The sequence below is a fragment of the Pantoea sp. App145 genome (assembly GCF_047947045.1).
Classification (GTDB): domain Bacteria; phylum Pseudomonadota; class Gammaproteobacteria; order Enterobacterales; family Enterobacteriaceae; genus Pantoea.
The window spans coordinates 4,053,711-4,071,859 of the sequence record NZ_CP133290.1 but is presented as its reverse complement, the minus strand read 5'-3'; the positions used below and the strand labels follow the sequence as shown (position 1 = coordinate 4,071,859).

12 protein-coding genes are annotated in these 18,149 nt (G+C 50.1%); 4 read left to right on the top strand and 8 right to left on the bottom strand.

Annotated features, from left to right (window positions below):
* Positions 1-30: 30 nt before the first annotated feature.
* Together tkt and ampH are read left to right on the top strand one after the other, a co-directional pair.
* Positions 31-2,031: a transketolase gene (tkt, locus tag RCF31_RS18785; protein ID WP_416411954.1), complete on the top strand. Its 2,001-nt coding sequence runs from the start codon at positions 31-33 to the stop codon at positions 2,029-2,031.
* Positions 2,032-2,176: 145 nt separating this feature from the next.
* Positions 2,177-3,346 carry a D-alanyl-D-alanine-carboxypeptidase/endopeptidase AmpH gene (gene ampH, locus RCF31_RS18780; RefSeq protein WP_416411953.1) on the top strand — a complete coding sequence of 390 codons (1,170 nt, stop codon included), beginning with the start codon at positions 2,177-2,179 and terminating at the stop codon, positions 3,344-3,346.
* On the opposite strand, the gene RCF31_RS18775 is transcribed toward ampH, so the two are convergent.
* Positions 3,343-4,416, bottom strand: a complete 1,074-nt coding sequence (locus tag RCF31_RS18775) for a DUF1176 domain-containing protein (RefSeq protein WP_416411951.1) — start codon at positions 4,414-4,416, stop codon at positions 3,343-3,345. The genes ampH and RCF31_RS18775 overlap by 4 nt on opposite strands.
* Before the next feature lie 458 nt (positions 4,417-4,874).
* Here RCF31_RS18775 and RCF31_RS18770 point away from each other — a divergent pair, with 458 nt between their 5' ends.
* Complete coding sequence (locus RCF31_RS18770) at positions 4,875-9,593, top strand: hypothetical protein (protein ID WP_416411950.1); 4,719 nt, start codon at positions 4,875-4,877, stop codon at positions 9,591-9,593.
* 53 nt (positions 9,594-9,646) lie between these two features.
* Positions 9,647-11,206 carry a hypothetical protein gene (locus RCF31_RS18765; RefSeq protein WP_416411949.1) on the top strand — a complete coding sequence of 520 codons (1,560 nt, stop codon included), beginning with the start codon at positions 9,647-9,649 and terminating at the stop codon, positions 11,204-11,206.
* A gap of 42 nt (positions 11,207-11,248) precedes the next feature.
* Here RCF31_RS18765 and nudK read toward each other — a convergent pair whose 3' ends face one another.
* The 7 genes from nudK to ansP all read right to left on the bottom strand — a co-directional run bounded on the left by nudK (position 11,249) and on the right by ansP (position 17,932).
* A complete protein-coding gene (nudK, locus tag RCF31_RS18760; protein ID WP_299455048.1) occupies positions 11,249-11,827 on the bottom strand; it encodes a GDP-mannose pyrophosphatase NudK in 579 nt (192 codons plus the stop codon).
* Between the two features lie 154 nt (positions 11,828-11,981).
* Positions 11,982-12,566, bottom strand: a complete 585-nt coding sequence (gene napC, locus RCF31_RS18755) for a cytochrome c-type protein NapC (protein ID WP_416411948.1) — start codon at positions 12,564-12,566, stop codon at positions 11,982-11,984.
* Between the two features lie 8 nt (positions 12,567-12,574).
* Positions 12,575-13,006 carry a nitrate reductase cytochrome c-type subunit gene (gene napB, locus RCF31_RS18750; RefSeq protein WP_416411946.1) on the bottom strand — a complete coding sequence of 144 codons (432 nt, stop codon included), beginning with the start codon at positions 13,004-13,006 and terminating at the stop codon, positions 12,575-12,577.
* Positions 13,007-13,017: 11 nt separating this feature from the next.
* Positions 13,018-15,504, bottom strand: a complete 2,487-nt coding sequence (gene napA / locus RCF31_RS18745; protein WP_416411945.1) for a nitrate reductase catalytic subunit NapA — start codon at positions 15,502-15,504, stop codon at positions 13,018-13,020.
* Positions 15,495-15,779 (bottom strand): chaperone NapD, encoded by a 285-nt coding sequence (locus RCF31_RS18740; protein ID WP_416411944.1) that lies wholly within the window; start codon positions 15,777-15,779, stop codon positions 15,495-15,497. The genes napA and RCF31_RS18740 overlap by 10 nt, the downstream gene beginning before the upstream one ends.
* A complete protein-coding gene (napF, locus tag RCF31_RS18735; protein ID WP_416411943.1) occupies positions 15,766-16,239 on the bottom strand; it encodes a ferredoxin-type protein NapF in 474 nt (157 codons plus the stop codon). Before napF ends, RCF31_RS18740 begins: the two co-directional genes overlap by 14 nt.
* A gap of 190 nt (positions 16,240-16,429) precedes the next feature.
* Positions 16,430-17,932, bottom strand: coding sequence for an L-asparagine permease (gene ansP, locus RCF31_RS18730; RefSeq protein ID WP_299455032.1), 1,503 nt, complete (start codon positions 17,930-17,932; stop codon positions 16,430-16,432).
* Positions 17,933-18,149 lie beyond the last annotated feature (217 nt).

Sequence of the window (18,149 nt, the reverse complement as noted above, 5' to 3'; positions counted from 1 at the left end):
TATTATTGCCAAATCACAAGGGAGAACCCTATGTCTTCACGCAGAGAGTTGGCTAACGCGATTCGTGCTCTGAGCATGGATGCAGTACAAAAAGCAAATTCAGGCCATCCCGGTGCACCCATGGGCATGGCGGATATCGCCGAAGTCCTGTGGCGCGATTTCCTGAAACATAACCCGACGAATCCCGCCTGGGCGGATCGTGACCGCTTTATCCTCTCCAATGGTCACGCTTCAATGCTGCTCTACAGCCTGCTGCATCTCACCGGCTATGACTTGCCGATGGAAGAGTTGAAAAACTTCCGCCAGCTGCATTCGAAAACGCCGGGCCACCCGGAGCTGGGGTACACCCCTGGCGTTGAAACCACCACCGGACCACTGGGCCAGGGGCTGGCGAATGCGGTGGGAATGGCGATTTCCGAACGCACGCTGGCTGCGCAGTTTAATCAGCCGGGACACGACATCGTTGACCATTACACCTATGTGTTCATGGGTGACGGTTGTCTGATGGAAGGGATTTCGCATGAAGTCAGCTCGCTGGCAGGTACCCTTGGGCTTGGCAAATTGATCGGCTTTTACGATCACAACGGTATTTCGATTGATGGTGAAACTGAAGGCTGGTTTACCGACGATACCCACAAACGTTTTGAAGCCTATAACTGGCACGTGATTGGGGATATCGACGGGCACGATCCGGCTGCTGTCGCCAGCGCCATCAAAGAGGCGCAGAGCGTCACCGACAAACCCTCGCTGATCATCTGTCGCACCATTATCGGCTTTGGCTCGCCGAATAAAGCCGGTAAAGAAGAATCGCACGGTGCTGCACTCGGCGAAGCGGAAGTGGCGCTGGCCCGTAAGCAACTCGGCTGGAATTATCCGCCGTTTGAAATTCCGAAAGAGATCTATCAGCAATGGGACGCCAAAGAGGCCGGTGCCGCCCGTGAAAAAGCCTGGGACGACAAAATGGCGGCTTATCAGGCTGCCTATCCTGAGCTGGCAAAAGAATTTAAACGCCGCATGAGCGGTGAGATGCCCGTCAACTGGGAAAGCGATGTGCAGGCATTTATCGAACAGTTGCAGGCCAATCCGCAGAAAATCGCCAGCCGTAAAGCATCGCAAAACACCCTCGAAGTGTTTGGCAAGCTGCTGCCGGAGTTCCTCGGTGGCTCCGCTGATCTTGCGCCAAGTAACCTGACGATCTGGTCCGGTTCGAAATCGATCAAGGAAGATATTGCCGGGAACTACATTCATTACGGAGTGCGTGAATTCGGGATGACGGCGATTGGTAACGGCATTGCCCATCACGGCGGCTTTCTGCCCTACACCGCCACCTTCCTGATGTTTGTGGAGTACGCCCGTAACGCTGCGCGTATGGCGGCGTTGATGAAGGCACGTCAGGTGCTGGTCTATACCCATGATTCGATTGGTCTGGGGGAGGATGGTCCTACGCACCAGCCGGTGGAGCAGCTCGCCAGCCTGCGCCTGACGCCCAATATGAGCGTGTGGCGTCCGTGTGATCAGGTGGAAACCACGGTGGCATGGAAAGCGGCGGTGGAACGTCATCACGGCCCGACCGCGTTGATCCTGTCGCGTCAGAATCTGCTGCAACCGGAACGCAGCCCACAGCAGGTCGCTGATATCGCCCGTGGCGGCTATGTGTTGCAGGATTGCGATGGCACGCCGGAGGCTGTCATTATCGCCACCGGTTCGGAAATCGAGATTGCCCTGGGTGCGGCGGACAAACTCACCGCTAACGGGCATAAAATCCGCGTGGTTTCTCTGCCCTCCACCGACGTGTTCGATAAACAGGATGCGGCATACCGCGAGTCAGTGCTGCCTTCCGGTGTGAAAGCGCGCGTCGCCGTTGAGGCTGGCATTGCCGATTACTGGTTCAAATATGTCGGCCTGGAGGGTGCGATAGTCGGTATGACCACCTTTGGTGAGTCTGCACCTGCCGGAAAACTGTTCCCGGAATTTGGCTTCACCGTGGAAAACATCGTCAGCCATACCGAAGCCTTACTCAAGCCTCACTAATCGATTCGGCCCTGCGTCTCACGGCGTCAGGGCCGTTTTTGATCACAGCCTGATACAGAAAAAAACCTGCCCTGCCCCCTTCCCGCCTCGTTCAAACTGATTACTATAAGACTTTTCTCCGCTTCTTCTGCCGGACGTCTTACCGTTGAAAAAACATACACCCTGGTTGCTGACATTAATGGTTTCACTGCTTCCTTTAAAAAGCATGGCGCAGACCGCCCCGGATCCCCTGCTGGCTTCACAGATCGTTGATCGTTATGCCGAACACATCTTTTACGGCAGTGGTGCCGTGGGGATGGCGTTGGTCGCTATCGATGGCAATCAACGCGTTTTCGCCAGCTTTGGCGAAACCCGACCGGGTAGTAATGTCCGGCCACAGCAGGATTCACTGATCCGCATTGCCTCGCTGAGTAAGCTGATGACCAGCGAAGTGATGGTGAAAATGGCGGAACGCGGCCAGATTCGCCTGGAGGACCCGTTAAGCAAATACGCGCCTCCGGGAATGCGTGTCCCCAGCTACAACGGCCAACCCATTCGCCTGATTAACCTTTCAACCCACACCAGCGGCCTGCCGCGTGAGCAACCGGGTGGCAAACCGCATCGTCCGGTGTTCAACTGGCCGACACGTAGCGACCGCTGGCAATGGCTGTCTCGCGCTTCGCTCAAAGTCGCCCCTGGTGTGGACGCGTCTTATTCAAACCTCGGTTATGACCTGCTGAGTGATGCGCTGTCGCAGGCGGCGGGTAAACCTTATCCGGCGTTGTTCCAGCAACTTATCACGCGCCCGTTAGGGATGAAGGACACCACCTTTACCCCGTCACCGGATCAGTGTCAGCGTCTGATGATTGCCGAGAAAGGGACCAGCCCGTGTAATAACACTCTGGCAGCGACAGGCAGCGGTGGCGTTTATTCAACGCCAGAGGATATGGGGCGCTGGATGCAGCAATTCCTTAACTCCGCCGTGAATCAGCGCACCGCGCAAATCGACCGGCTGCAAACGTTGATCTATCGTCGTGACCAGCTGAATAAAGTGGAAGGAATGGATGTCCCGGGTCGGGCCGATGCGCTGGGCATGGGGTGGGTCTATATGGGACCGAAAAACGGCCACCCGGGCATCATTCAGAAAACCGGCGGCGGTGGTGGTTTCATCACCTATATGGCGATGGTGCCGCAGCATAATGTTGGGGTGTTCGTGGTGGTGACGCGTTCGCCGCTGACGCGCTTCACGCCGATGAGCGATGGCGTCAACGATATGCTGGCCGAACTGGTGGGTAACCAGAGCGGTTCACCGATGATGGTGCAGGTGATGCGTTAACGCGATTGTGGTGCATTTTGCGACTGGCTGACCCACAGGGTGGGCCAGTCGTCACTGCTGTGCCAGGCATCACAGGTTTTTTCTTCCGCATACTCCGCCAGCACAAATTCAGTGCCATCAAACTGCCAGCGTGTCGCCGTACCGCAATCGCCCAGACCACGTCCCTTACTGAAAGTATAAAGTAAGCCACTGCTGGCATCGTATTCCGCATTCACCAAATCCAGCTGATTATCCGTGCGTGAGGGGGGAGTAAACGGCAGGGTGAGGGTCAGACCACGCGCCACATACGGTTGGCTGCGCGTCACTTCAAATGCCAGATCGATAACATTGTAGGCCCCGGTTTCGCAGCTAATGAGCAACAGCGCTTTACTGTCTGTCAGCGGTGCAACGCTGACTTCTCGTCGTATCGGATCAAGTGAGCAACTATCGGTGTTGATGCGCCAGGTGCCGTAATCAATCAACCCACTGGTTTCATCACGGGTGAGTGCCGCAGGCTGGGGTAAGGGGTCGGGCAGACGGGGCAATGGCGGTTGTGGCGGTACATCCCATATGACGCGGTCGCCGCGTTTCACCCAGGCACTTAAACCGTTCACCCTGCCCTGCACGTCATCCATCAGCAGCAACGCGGCTTTCATGCCGTGCAGCGAGATAGAGGCTTTGGCTTGCCAGGTGAGCTGGAGAGTATCGGCATCCAGCGTCTGCGCCAGAAATTCATCAATGGCGATGGCATTGCTGGTCGCCAGATGGTGCGGCTCTACGCTCCAGTTTTTGAGATCGGGTTTCAGCCGTCGCTGGTCCAGCAGCAAATTGTCCTGCAACGGAGCACCCGGCAATTCACCGCTATAAGCACTGCCGTAGTCGATACGTAGCAACGGGCGATCGTTCACGCCAGCGTGCCGCGATATTGTCATGACCAATCCATTATCACCAGGAAAACTGCGAGCTACACAAAAAGCCGCATTGTTACAGGTCAGCTGCCAGTCAGAAAATGACTTTTGCAGTGGATCCGCCTGCACTCCCGCAGCAAAAAGAAAAAGCAATAAAAGCAGCGATTTCATCCAATACGACATCTAAAAAAACGATCCCCAAATTCTTAGAGAGAAGATGATAGCGCAATGACAACGCTGACACCGGACCTAATCTGTGAGCTGGCCCGAAAAGCGGTGCTAACTGCCGATAAAGACGTCGCTTTGAGCGATCTGTGCGGATAAAACTGAGCAGCCATCATCCTTGGCGAATGAATTCTGCTCAATCGGATTTGTCGCACAATTGCCCGGGTTGATGCAGAAGATCCTCGTTTTCGCGACGCTGATTATTGAGAATATCCGCCGCCGTCACAAAAACGTCATAAATTGATATGTTACGATAAATAAGTTTGGCTCAGTCGCAGTATCAACATCACTTCATTATCCTACTGGCACGGGTAAAAAAACATTGTGATCCAGGGATGGCAGAATTCCCTCCTTTAATTATTTGGCAGGGAAAGTGTGCCAGAGTAACAATCTATCATAAGGGACAAGGATGAAACATGCTAAGCAGCAGCGCAGTTAATACCCTCACAATCAAACCTCCAGTCACTCAACAAATATGCAGAAAGGAAATTTCCACCAATATAAATTCAATAAGCAATCTCTCTGCCCCACGGGACCTTATTAACCGACCGATGTCTTCCTTAGGCGTATCTTTAGCACAACCCAATAGCCTGTTACCTGCTCGTATAAAACTACCAATCCGGTCTAAAAAAGCGATATATCATCCGCAACCCAGTAAATGCTCTGATATTCCAGCGAGACAGGTTATTCAACAGTTTCGTGATAATGAGCGACTCATCGAACAACTACCCACATTCACCGAGCAGCTGGCTGAATCAAAATCATATCACATCAGAAAATTTGCCAGCCAGTGTGAAGACATTTTCAATAAGAAAGAAGGATTGAGAAAAAAGATACGTCAGAAAGCGAAACACTCCTGGGAAATAAATAAAAAAATCATCAATAAAAAATTAGCAAAAACAGATAATGAAAAATTAAAAAAACTCTTTAACACCGTCTCCGCTGTTTGTGCCGATAGACAAACAAATCACTTAGATGTGTTTTGGGATGGTGTCTTATCATTATCGTCAACCTGTGAACACAGAAACAACTATCGCAGATTATGGGAGTTTATCCTGGGTAACCCTCAACTGGAAACTTTCTTAACCCAGTTTGATCTCTGGACAGGTATTGAAAATGAAGTCAGAGAAATGTTATCCAATAACAACAATAAATTCTTCACGGTCTTTAATAGCACACAAAAGGATTTGCTGGATAAATTGCAGCTGCTTTGTGCTCCTATTGAGACAAAATACTACCATCAACTGTGCGAAATCGACTACAACGGTAAAACCACCGGTGAGGTGATCGATTCACTTATTAATAATACAGGATTACAGGAAGTATTGAGTGAAACCGCCAGTGGCTGCGAGTTATGGCGGGAGTTAAACAGCTTACCAACCCTATTTAAGCTTGAGGTATTAAAAAATGAAATCGATGATTTGCTCACCGAATATAAAGAGAATCGTGCAGAACTGAAGAGGCTGAAACATGGAACGATACTTAACCGCATCAGTGAGAGCTTCAATATATTGTATCGGATACCCAGTATACTCAATGATCTAAAAGGTCGTATTGAAAATCGAGTCGAGTTTGGTGAAGTCCATATTCTGTATCAGGATCTTTTTTTCAATGCTTTGGATCGATTACAAAATGCTGGTGTAGACACGACCTTTAAATCGTTAATGACCCGAGATGATAACTTTCAGGATATGGTTGCTAATGACATAGACCTTCATGAAATAGCAGAACAGGTATCACCTAATTTGCTATATAATCCAAATGAATGCTATGACTTTATTTGTATGGCTTCGATGCTGGATGCCAGCCAGGTGATTGCGGAAAACATCGCTGATACAACGTTATTATATCAGTTGATGAGGAGTTATTATCCTGACCCGCATGAAGTCGATGCGTTTTTCACCGCACACCAACACAACATAGGCAGTGGTTATGATCGCGGTATCATGCTGGCAATCAGTCGCCTTCTTCCTCCCGCCCTCAACTGGAGAATGCGGGAACGACTATTACTGGCAGTAACCGGAACCAATGTTTACGACATCCCTCCCATCAGCGAATTCCTGTTAAACATTGAAGAACACATCGTCAGCGTGTTGAATCCTGCCAGATTAGAAAAGCGTTATCAGCAAGGCCTGCATCTCGATCCGTATCTGATCGATAAACTGAATATCTCCGCAGAGCAGCAAACACAAATCAAAGAAATAGTGATGGATTTCCTGCTGTCACGTAACAGATATATCGACCCAGATATCAAATTGCCGCAATTCAAAGTCGATATTGCGACAATCCTTAATTTATTGCCCGAGAAATTATCTTTCGATCTTCAGATCAATGCACTGCGTCCGTCTCATTTTTTTAAGTACCATGCGATAACGCACAATACTCTGCTGACTGAAACACTGGTCAAAGAAATTGACCATTTATATATTTTACATAAATTTCTCGATAAGATGCTGGATGAAACATTTTCAGCACATGCACACATCAATCGGTTGAATGAATTAGTTGCTAACACAGATATTAGCTACGAAATTGCAATATATGCCAATGTCGCCCTGGCATTGGTGGAAAACAATCCATTCACTCTTGAATCTGAGCTGGAGATTCAACGGGCTATCAAAGAGCTATTTTCCAGTGATGAAATGGAAACATTAATCAACAATGGAACCTCACCATTGACGCAGGAACTGGCAGAGATCCAGAAATCGCTGTCAACCTATCCACAAACTACAACCCGTGATTTTTTCGCTAAAGCTGCGGGAATGGGTATCAGGGTAGATTCTGACTGCCAGAAAAATATAATTAAAATGCTTGGTGAATCCATTACTACCGATATCACCAATGAGGAGCGTAGCTGCCAGATTCTTTCTTATATACTGAGAAGATCCTTCGCAGCGGCAGATGTTCTGGAATTACCTACAGATACCACCGCCGGTCAGCCTCATGATTTTCTCAACACGCTGACCAACGGATTGATTACCCAGATAAATGGCTTGATCGCCACTGAACTGGATAGGGCACTTTCCGCTTTCGATCCGGGTAATAAAGAGGGGGATCGTTATACTAAAACGGCCTGCAAGCTTATTGAAGGGGCGATTCCCCATATTGTCTTAAAAGATCTCTGTAAAACCGACAAAGGCAAAGATGATAAACTCATCGGTCAGAAATTTACCGAAGATCAGTTCGCTCATGTCCGGAAAGAGTTACTAACGTTACTGGCGAAAGGCGGGGAAGATCATCGTAAAGACATTAGTAACATCTTCAGGGATCTACGGAGAACAATATCAGGTGATGAAAACAACCATGTAAATTACTTACTAAAATGCCTCAATTTTTTCAGAAACCTACAAAGTCAGGGAATCAAATTATCATCTGGCGAGATTTATCGAAAAATTGTTGATGAAATTTATGAAAGAGGCATTCCTTCACGCATTGCCAAAACAGGGCAAAAACTCACTGAAGCAGATTTACTGGAGTATTTTATTCTGGAGGATATGGGAGGAATCAATACTGAAAGTTCACAAAAATTCATCCAGTCCACGAATCAAAAACACCATATTTCTGACTCTCTGCTCTATTCCATTACTTTACTTGAGCCTTTCCTGGCTGATGCATTGACCTGGCGGCAGGATGAAATTGATGCTGAGTATAAAAAAATCATTAACCAGGAGGAACTGGATCAAGCCATTCAGGCATATACCGATGCAAACCTTGGAATATTTTCCACCCAGGCTGAGTATGATATGGCCGAATATCGAGCCGATCGTGAAAGCCGTGATGAGGAAAATAATGATGAAAAAGCCATCGATTCAGCTAATAAGTATGAGCACTATGAAAAATTAACTCAGACATGGAAATGGTTTTTCTATGTCGCGACGCAATTTTCTGATTACTGGATAGAGATGAACAGACCGGTTTTTGTTTATATCAACACCAACGTCACAGAAACACGCACTACCACCATTTCCTATCCCACGGGTGAAGAGGCTGAAACACAAAATATTCAGTCATCGAATCCAGGACTCACAATGCTCAGGTTCAAACTCTGCGACATTATTGATAAATATGGATATATTGATTATAAAAAAATAAATGAATTAATCCGTGAGAAATACTGCCCTGGGTTTCAGATACAGCATATTCAATTCACTCCACTTTTGGATGTACAACCACTAACAATACCCAATGAAGGTTCTGGAAACGCAACGGTTGCCACCATCACCAACCGTTATGATGTTGAAATAATTTCGGATATGGATATCCAAAAAGGCAGTTATATGCATAATATGCCGAGCCGTCCCCCTGAGTTTCCACTCTGTAATGCACCCATGCATTCAGTCAGCCTGCAACATTATTCCGAAAAATTCCGGCAACCGGTCAGCCACAAAGAAGTCAGTGCTAACGTATCTTCAGCCATTCAGGCCATGAAAAAAATTCATCATCCACGTGAACAGTTCAATCCTGCCGTACAAGCACAGGGTTTAGCAACAAAACAGGGAGCACTCATACGTCAACGTGAGAATAATGCCTGGTGTACACGCGTTGAAGATTCACTGCGACTGCTCACACAGCACCGCCCGGGAAATTTGCATCGAGATAAACCTTCAGTTCAGCCATTACAAAGTGCGATTATTAGCGCAGCCTCCGCATCAACGGGTAAAAAAATCATTGTAATAGATGACAAAAAACGCGGTCATTTATATAAACCAGGTAAAGATTCCGAACGATCTGGCCAGCCACTGGACACTCAACCGGGGAATATTGGCAACCAGGGTAGCATTGCACAAATAATACCTTCAGCGATGCTAAAAGAGGCCGTCACAGGGAAGACGCTGGTATTACAGCATGATAGTACAGGAAGGTTTAACCCGGTACGAATTCAGTCTCTCGGCGCCTCCACTTATAAATCAACCGTCGTCTCACCGGGACCCGATATTCGGGGTGTCATAGATCATCCTGCTACCAAACGATTGCCCCCCCCAATACTCAGTGAGGCTGATAATGTGTTGAATGCCATAACAACCTCATACTCTATGCCGCCACCAGATCAGCCAGGGCCATCTACACAACACTCTAACTTTCCAATTCGTACAAAAATATTATTGGATCTACAAACGACAGATAATGAGCATTGATACCTTAGATCCAGAACAACCTAAGCAGCTTATTATTTAATAAGGAGATTGATATGTTAAATACCAGTATAGAATCTTACCGAAAAAGTGCGATATCCACGCTGCATCAACATAATAATGAAATAACTAAAAAACTCCCCACAATTACTCATGTCACCAACCGTGTTATACAATCTGATAATCGGCATACTACAACGTTATTGTCGAATCGTTCTTCAGGCCTGGGTTCTCAACACCCCAGGTCAAGAGTTAAAGAGCCTGATTTCCAATCGCTGCGTCATGAGCAAAACTTACCATACAAACCAGAGGACGCCATTAAACGCCCCATGCCTAAGTTGTTTTTTGAAGCCTTCAGTGAACCAGCCAAAAAAGTTAAAAACACCTCTGAACATGTCGGAGAGACAACGGTTAGTAGCATACTAAAAAACACCGCAAGAAAATCCATTATCAAAAAATCAATTATTTCTGCCAGCAAAAAAAATGATGGTTCTACACTTTCTGGCAATGAAGCGGAACAATTAAAAGCAACAACACTGAAAAATATCCGAACTGATGGTTACTGGAACAATAATGGCATGGATCTGGCCATTTATGGTGTTGCGAGTGAGTACAATTTCCAGTTAGATGTTGAAGATACCACGGCACGGGATAATCGAGTTTTTCTTTATACGATTGGGCAAAGTGATGATCCAATGCGGATCATCCGTCTGCGCCGGGTCAGAAAAGAGGGGCATGAACATTATCAGCTTATCGGTCGCAGAGAAAGCACTATCGATGTTAAAAATGACGGAAATTGTTTATTCCGCGCTATTGCATTGGCCATGAGTAATGATGAAGAAAATTACGCAGAAGTCAGGGAACGAACCGCCCGACATATTGAAGAAAACTGGGAAGAATATAAAGATTACGCGGTCAATGAACAGGAAAATGTAGAGTATTATGCAGAAAATAAAAGATTTATTGCATTGTGGGAATCGATCAAAGCCACTGCCGAGAAAAAACTTACGAACTGGAGCAAGTTCAGTGGCAGAGAAAATGATTTAATCCATGTTCTGGTGGGTGGCATTGCTGAACCAGAGAAAATCTTACAGAAACTGAGCAGTCGAGACCTGCAAAACTTAGGTTATTCCTCCCGTGATCTGAATAAAGTTACAGAGGTATTCATTGCCAAAAACAAGAATAAAACACTTGAAAACTATGGTTCACTCAATGGCATCCCCTGTACGACAAAAGAGGGTTCAACCATCCGTATGGATTTAGAACTCTTAGCTAAATTCGATGAGCGAGTATCTTTTATTGATAACGAAGGACTTGAAGGGGCAGGTGAACTTATCTATTTTAAAAAATATATAGATAACTGGTATACGATGGTCCATGAAGCTCAAAAAATCATTATGTGGCAGGGGAATTATCTGCCACGGCAATTGATTAGTAAATTTCACACCGACTATCCGATTAACCCACGAGAATTATTTATTACAAACTTCCCACTGGATTACTTATATGAGTTAGCGGCTGAGGAATCCACCGATGCTCATCGGGATTGGTACAACACCGTGCTACAACAGAATTTAGTTTATTTTAATTTCCTGGATGAACATCATCCCCAGTAATTATTATGACAAAAGCAGGGAATCATCCCTGCTTTTTTCCTGTCAGGCTTTGAGCCAGCCCGCTATCTGCGCATGTTGCAGCAACATAATGGTTTTGCCGTCACAAATACGACCATTCTTCACCATCGCCATCGCCTCTGGAAAAGGCAGCTCAAGTACCGCGATCTCTTCGTCCTCTACGCCGCCGCCGTTATTCGTGCGTTGCGCCTCGCTATATTCCGCCGCGAAAAAGTGCACAATTTCAGTGACGCCACCCGGTGACATGTAAGCCTGCCAAAGTTTTTCTACTTCGCCTACCTGATAGCCGGTCTCCTCAATCGCCTCTTTGCGGATGCAATCTTCTGGAGTGTCATCATCCAGCAACCCGGCGCAGGCCTCAATCAGCTCACCGCTTTGGTTGCCATTAAGGTAGGTGGCGATACGGAACTGGCGTATCAACACCACGCTGTTTTTTTCACGGTTATACAGCAGGATAGTGGCACCGTTGCCACGATCGTAGACTTCACGTTTGTGGCGCAGCACTTCGCCATTGTTGCGGGTGATTTCGTAGGTAAAGTTGCGCAGTACAAACCAATTTTCTGACAGCAACTTCTCTTTGATGATGTTGATCTTTAACGGCATGACCACTCCACAGCAAATTTCGAGGGAGCCTGGCATGATAGGCCGAAGCCAGCGGGAAAACTATCTTAATTGTATTAACAGTCAAAACGCGCCGCTACGGACCGTTGAACTGGGCAGCGACGCGTTCTATCGCGCAGTCAAAAGGAATCACAGATTAAAACCCGTTCTTTTCCTCTTTCATATCCGGTAAATGGTGGGCGATACCTTTGTGGCAATCGATACAGGTTTTACCTTCCTCCACCGCTTTGGTATGCATCTTCGCCGCCACGGTCTTCTGCGTGGTAAAATCCATATATTCAAAGTTATGGCAGTTACGGCAGGCCTGCGAATTGTTGTTCTTCATCCTGCGCCATTCGTTTTGCGCCAGTTCGAGACGTTTCTCTTCAAATTTCTCGGGCGTATCAACAATGCCGAACACCTTGGCGTAAACCTCTTTACTGGCCTGTAATTTACGCCACATCTTCGGTCCCCACTCGTGCGGCACATGGCAATCCGGGCAGGTGGCACGCACGCCGCTACGGTTGTTGTAGTGCACCGTCTGCATATATTCCTGATAGACGTTATTGCGCATTTCATGGCAGCCAATACAAAACTGCTCGCGGTTAGTCATCTCCAGCCCGGTATTAAAACCACCCCAGAAAATGATGCCACCAGCAAAACCAATCAGCAGCAAGGTGCCGATTGCCAGGCGGCTGGGTCGCCGCCACCAGCGCCAGATTCGGATAATCATCTGTTTCATCGCTAACCTCACTGCCCAAAGCCTTCAGCCGGGCGGAAGGTATTTTCTACCACCGGTTTGGCATCGGTTTGCGGAACATGGCATTGCAGACAAAAGTAGCGACGCGGTGATACCGAACTGCTGACTAACCCATCACGGTCAGTAAAGTGTGTCGGGCTGACGCGTGGCGCACCCGTGGTCAGGTAGCTCTGCGTGCCATGGCATTGCAGGCAACGGTTGGTGTTTTTTGTCACCTGATAGCCATCCACGCTGTGCGGGATCACCGGTGGTTGATTGACATAATTCAGCGGCTTGCGGCTCTGCTCTTTGGGCTGATGGATCGTACCCTGCTGCGTCGCCGTTACCTCGGGTGACTGATTCAGGTCTACGCCATTCGCGGCCCAGACCGTGCCGCCCAACATCAGGGCGGCCAATGTGAGAAATGTGATAAGAGGTTTCATTGCATCCTGCCTTAAATTTTCACCAGCTTAACGGCGCATTTTTTGTAATCGGTTTGCTTCGACAGTGGATCGGTGGCGTCCAGCGTGATGTTGTTCACCAGCACCCCGGCATCGAAGAAAGGCGTAAACACCAGTCCCTGCGGTGGCTGGTTACGGCCGCGGGTTTCGACGGTGGCCAGGGTTTCACCACGACGTGATACCACGCGTACTTTCTCGCCACGACGCAAACCGCGCGCTTTAGCATCCAGCGGATGGATATACAGCAGCGCCTGCGGCACGGCGCGGTGCAGCTCGGGGACACGACGCGTCATGGTGCCGGTGTGCCAGTGTTCCAGCACGCGGCCAGTACAGAACCACAGATCGTATTCAGCATCCGGCGATTCAGCAGGCGGCTCATACGGCAGGGCGAAAATGGTCGCTTTACCGTCCGGCTTACCGTAGAAGCGTACCCCCTCCCCCGCTTTGACATAGCTGTCATGCCCTTCGCGATAACGCCAGCGTGTCTCTTTGCCATCAACTACCGGCCAGCGCAGACCCCGCGCCTGATGATAGGTATCGAACGGAGCCAGATCATGACCGTGACCACGACCAAAACTGGCGTACTCTTCGAACAACCCTTTTTGCAGATAGAAACCGAAGGTGCGCGCGTCATCGTTGAGTTGATCATCCGCGACTTCACTCAGCGGGAACTGATTGACCTGGCCGTTGGCGTACAACACGTCGTACAGCGTTTTGTCGCGCAGCTCCGGTTGCCGGGCGATCAATTCTTCCGGCCACACTTCCGCCACGCGGAAGCGTTTGGAAAAGTTGACGAGCTGCCACAGGTCGGATTTTGCTTCACCCGGCGCTTTAACCTGTTGATGCCAGAATTGCGTACGGCGTTCAGCGTTTCCATAGGCACCTTCCTTCTCTACCCACATGGCGGTCGGCAGAATCAGATCGGCGGAAAGCGCGCTGACAGTCGGATAAGGATCGGACACCACAATGAAATTACGTTCATCACGCCAGCCCGGCATACGTTCCTGAGTCAGGTTCGGTCCGGCCTGCATATTGTTGTTGCACATGGACCAGTAGGCATTGATCTTGCCATCTTTCAGTGCACGATCCTGCGCCACTGCGTGATAACCCACTTTCGCCGGGATGGTGCCCGCTGGCAGCTTCCACAGTTTTTCTGCCAGTGCACGATGTTTGTCGTTGGTCACCACCATGTCGGCAGGCAAACGGTGGGAAAAGGTGCCAACTTCGCGTGCGGTACCGCAGGCTGATGGCTGCCCGGTCAGTGAGAAAGGCCCGGTGCCGGGACGCGAGATTTTGCCCGTTAGCAGATGCAGGTTGTAAACCAGATTGTTGGCCCACACGCCGCGCGTATGCTGGTTGAACCCCATAGTCCAGTACGACACCACCTTGACGTTAGGGTCGGCATACAGCTCAGCCAGCATCACCAGTTGATCTTTCTCCACCCCGCTCATTTCACTGGCTTTTTCCAGCGTGTATTCAGAGACAAATTTCGCGTATTCATCGAAACTGATCGGGGTTGAGTCACCGCTGTCCGGGTTTTTCGCCTTCGCCTGGCGGGGATCGGTCGGACGCAAGCCATAACCGATGTCGGTCGCCCCCCGGTGCAAATTCACATGGTTTTGCAGGAAGGTTTTATCCACCTTGCCGTTCTGGATGATGTAATTGGCAATAAAGTTGAGGATCACCAGGTCGGTTTGCGGCGTGAACACCATGCCGTTGTCGGCCAGCTCAAAGCTGCGATGACGATAGGTGGAAAGCACCGCGACTCTGACGTTTTCATTGCTGAGGCGGCGCGCGGTTAATCGCGACCAGAGGATCGGGTGCATCTCGGCCATGTTAGATCCCCACAGCACGAAGGCATCGGCCTGCTCGATATCGTCGTAGCAGCCCATCGGTTCATCCATACCGAAAGTGCGCATAAAGCCCACCACCGCCGACGCCATACAGTGACGTGCGTTCGGATCGAGGTTATTACTGCGGAAGCCAGCTTTCATTAACTTCGAGGCGGCATAACCTTCCCACAGCGTCCACTGGCCGGAGCCGAACATACCGATCGATTCCGGCCCGTTCGCTTTCAGCGCTGCCTTGAACTTCTCTTCCATGATGTCGAACGCCTGATCCCAGCTGACCGGCGTGAACTCACCATTTTTATCGAAACGGCCATCGGTCATGCGCAGCAGTGGCTGAGTCAGACGATCTTTGCCGTACATGATTTTTGGCAGGAAGTAGCCTTTGATACAGTTAAGCCCGCGGTTAACTTCCGCCTGCGGATCGCCCTGAGAGGCAACCACCCGGCCATCCTGGGTGCCCACCAGCACACCACAGCCGGTGCCGCAAAAACGACAAGGCGCTTTTTCCCAGCGAATGGGCGCGGCGAGCGCAGTGGCCGCTTTGGTTACGGTGGGAATCACTAATCCAGCAGCAGTCGCGGCAGCCGCCGCCGCGTTAGCCTTCATAAAATCACGACGACTTAGTTGCATAATGCTTCCTTTGCGGGTTGTTCAAATTCGTCCTGCTGGTGATACACCAGAGACACCGCCAGCACGCCGGGAATGTTGCGGGTGGCTTCAATATTGCGCAGCAGCGTCGCGCTGTCGGCGGCACCAAGGGTGACGGCCAATGTGCCGCGTGCCGCGTCTTGTGCGGCGATCTCGCTATCGGCATACGTCAGCAACGTCTGGCTGACCGCATCAACGACCGTCGGGCGTGCCTGAATCACCAGGCCACAGACGTGCCAGCTGTTATTTGTGTTCATGATCTAATCCTGTGGCTGACACCGGGCAAGGTGCGATACATGCGCCACAGCCAGTGCAAAGCTGCGGCATGGTTTCCGGTTGGGCGATGCCATTGGCGGTGAGACGAAAGCGAATCGCCTGCTGTTCACAACTTTCCTGGCAACTGCGGCAGTTAACGCCCTGAAAGGTGATGCAATCGCGACTGATATGGATGCGCTGCTGCCACGGCTGATGGTCGCGTGGATGAAACAACGGTTGCGGGCAGACATCTGCGCAGGCACCACAGAAGGTGCATTCGCCATGCTGAAAGTTGAGTTGTGGCTGCGCACCTGCCGCCAGCTGCACAATTTGCGTGGTGCAGGCAGCCACACAGCGGCCACATCCATCACAACTCGCCTGATGACGCCACCACGGCAACGCGATCGCCCCCGTGACAGCTTTGCGCTGTCCGGTAAAGAATTCGCGTCGTGACAGCACCATCGGAACACCTGTTTCGGAGTAAAAAGTGAGATGTGTAAAATAACCTGACACTAAAGAGGGCTATATCACTCGAAAGGTGTAATTCCCGATGCGGGATCAAGTCGCCGCACGATTGATCGCATGGCTGAGAAATGAGCAAAAAAAAAGGCCGTCCTACTGGACGGCCCATCGCACTGTCACATCAAAAAACTTAGCGTGGAGAGTCTTCTGCTAATGTACGCGAAACTTCTTCCTCACCCTCATGATGGTGATCATGCGCTTTCAGCGCTTCTTCATTGACGCGCTTACGCACGCCAAACCAGCCCAGTACCAATATCACCGCGATCAACGGGATGGATGCGATGGTGTAGGTACCGTTCGGATAGTCAAACGCCATCAGTACCAGCACGCTGACCAGGAACAGCAGCGTCAACCAGGAGGTGACCGGTGCCCACGGCAATTTAAAGCTGACATCTTCCGCTTTGCCTTCTTTGATAGCTTTGCGCAGACGCATCTGGCAAACCACAATGAAGCCCCACGAAGAGATGATGCCCAGTGATGCCACGTTCAGTACGATCTCAAACACCTGCGACGGAACATAGTAGTTCAGCACCACACCGACGACGTAAACGGCGATGGTGACCAGGATACCCGCGAAGGGTACCTGCTGGTTGCTCATCTTCGACATAAACTTCGGTGCCGAGCCGCCCATCGACATAGAACGCAGAATACGACCGGTGGAGTACAGACCTGAGTTAAGGCTGGAGAGTGCAGCACTCAATACCACGATGTTCATCACGCTACCGATATAGGGCACACCGAGTTTGGAGAAGAACGTCACGAACGGGCTTTGCCCCGCCTGATAAGCATTCCACGGCAGCAGCAGCACCAGCAGCACCACCGAACCAACGTAGAACAGACCGATACGCCAGATCACACTATTGATGGCTTTCGGCAGCATGGTTTTCGGGTCTTTACATTCACCGGCAGCAGTGCCGACCAGCTCGATCGAGGCGAAAGCAAACACCACCCCTTGCACCAGCACCAGCGCGGGCAGCAGACCATGCGGGAACAGGCCGCCATTATCGGTGATCAGATGGAAGCCGGTCGCATTGCCATCCAGCGGCTTACCGCTGCCAAGGAACACCACGCCAACGATCAGGAAGACCACAATCGCCAGCACCTTGATCAGCGCAAACCAGAACTCCATCTCGGCGAACCACTTCACGCCGATCATGTTCATGGTGCCGACAATGGCCAGCGCACCCAGGGCGAATACCCACTGCGGTACGTCACCAAACGCGCCCCAGTAATGCATATACAGTGCGACAGCCGTGATATCTACGATCCCGGTCATCGCCCAGTTAACAAAGTACATCCAGCCCGCCACATAAGACGCTTTTTCACCAAGGAATTCACGTGCATAGGAGACGAAGCTACCGCTGGAAGGACGATGTAATACCAGTTCGCCCAACGCACGGAGGATGAAGAAAGAGAAGATACCGCACACCAGATACACCAGCGCCAGTGCCGGCCCCGCCATTTGCAGACGCGCACCTGCACCCAAAAACAGACCGGTACCGATAGCGCCACCAATGGCAATCATTTGAACCTGACGATTACCCATCGCTTTGTGGTAACCGGTGTCGTGGGAATTAAGCCAGCGTCGTTTCGCAGCGCGCTGTTCGGCTGCGGTTTTTTTAGTAGGTTTCATAGCTTTCCTGTTTGTCCTGACCATCAATCACCGCTCACCAAACGTTTGCGTAGCGCGGTGCGAAATGGGGTAACACCCGGAAGCAGGGGGCAGAACGATGCCACACAACCAGCCGGGAAATTACGGCGATGAATCCTACCCGTTCTGCATGAATGAAGCAAAATATACCGCTAGTCTGCACGGGATGATTTGCAATTATCCGTTGTCGTGCACAAAA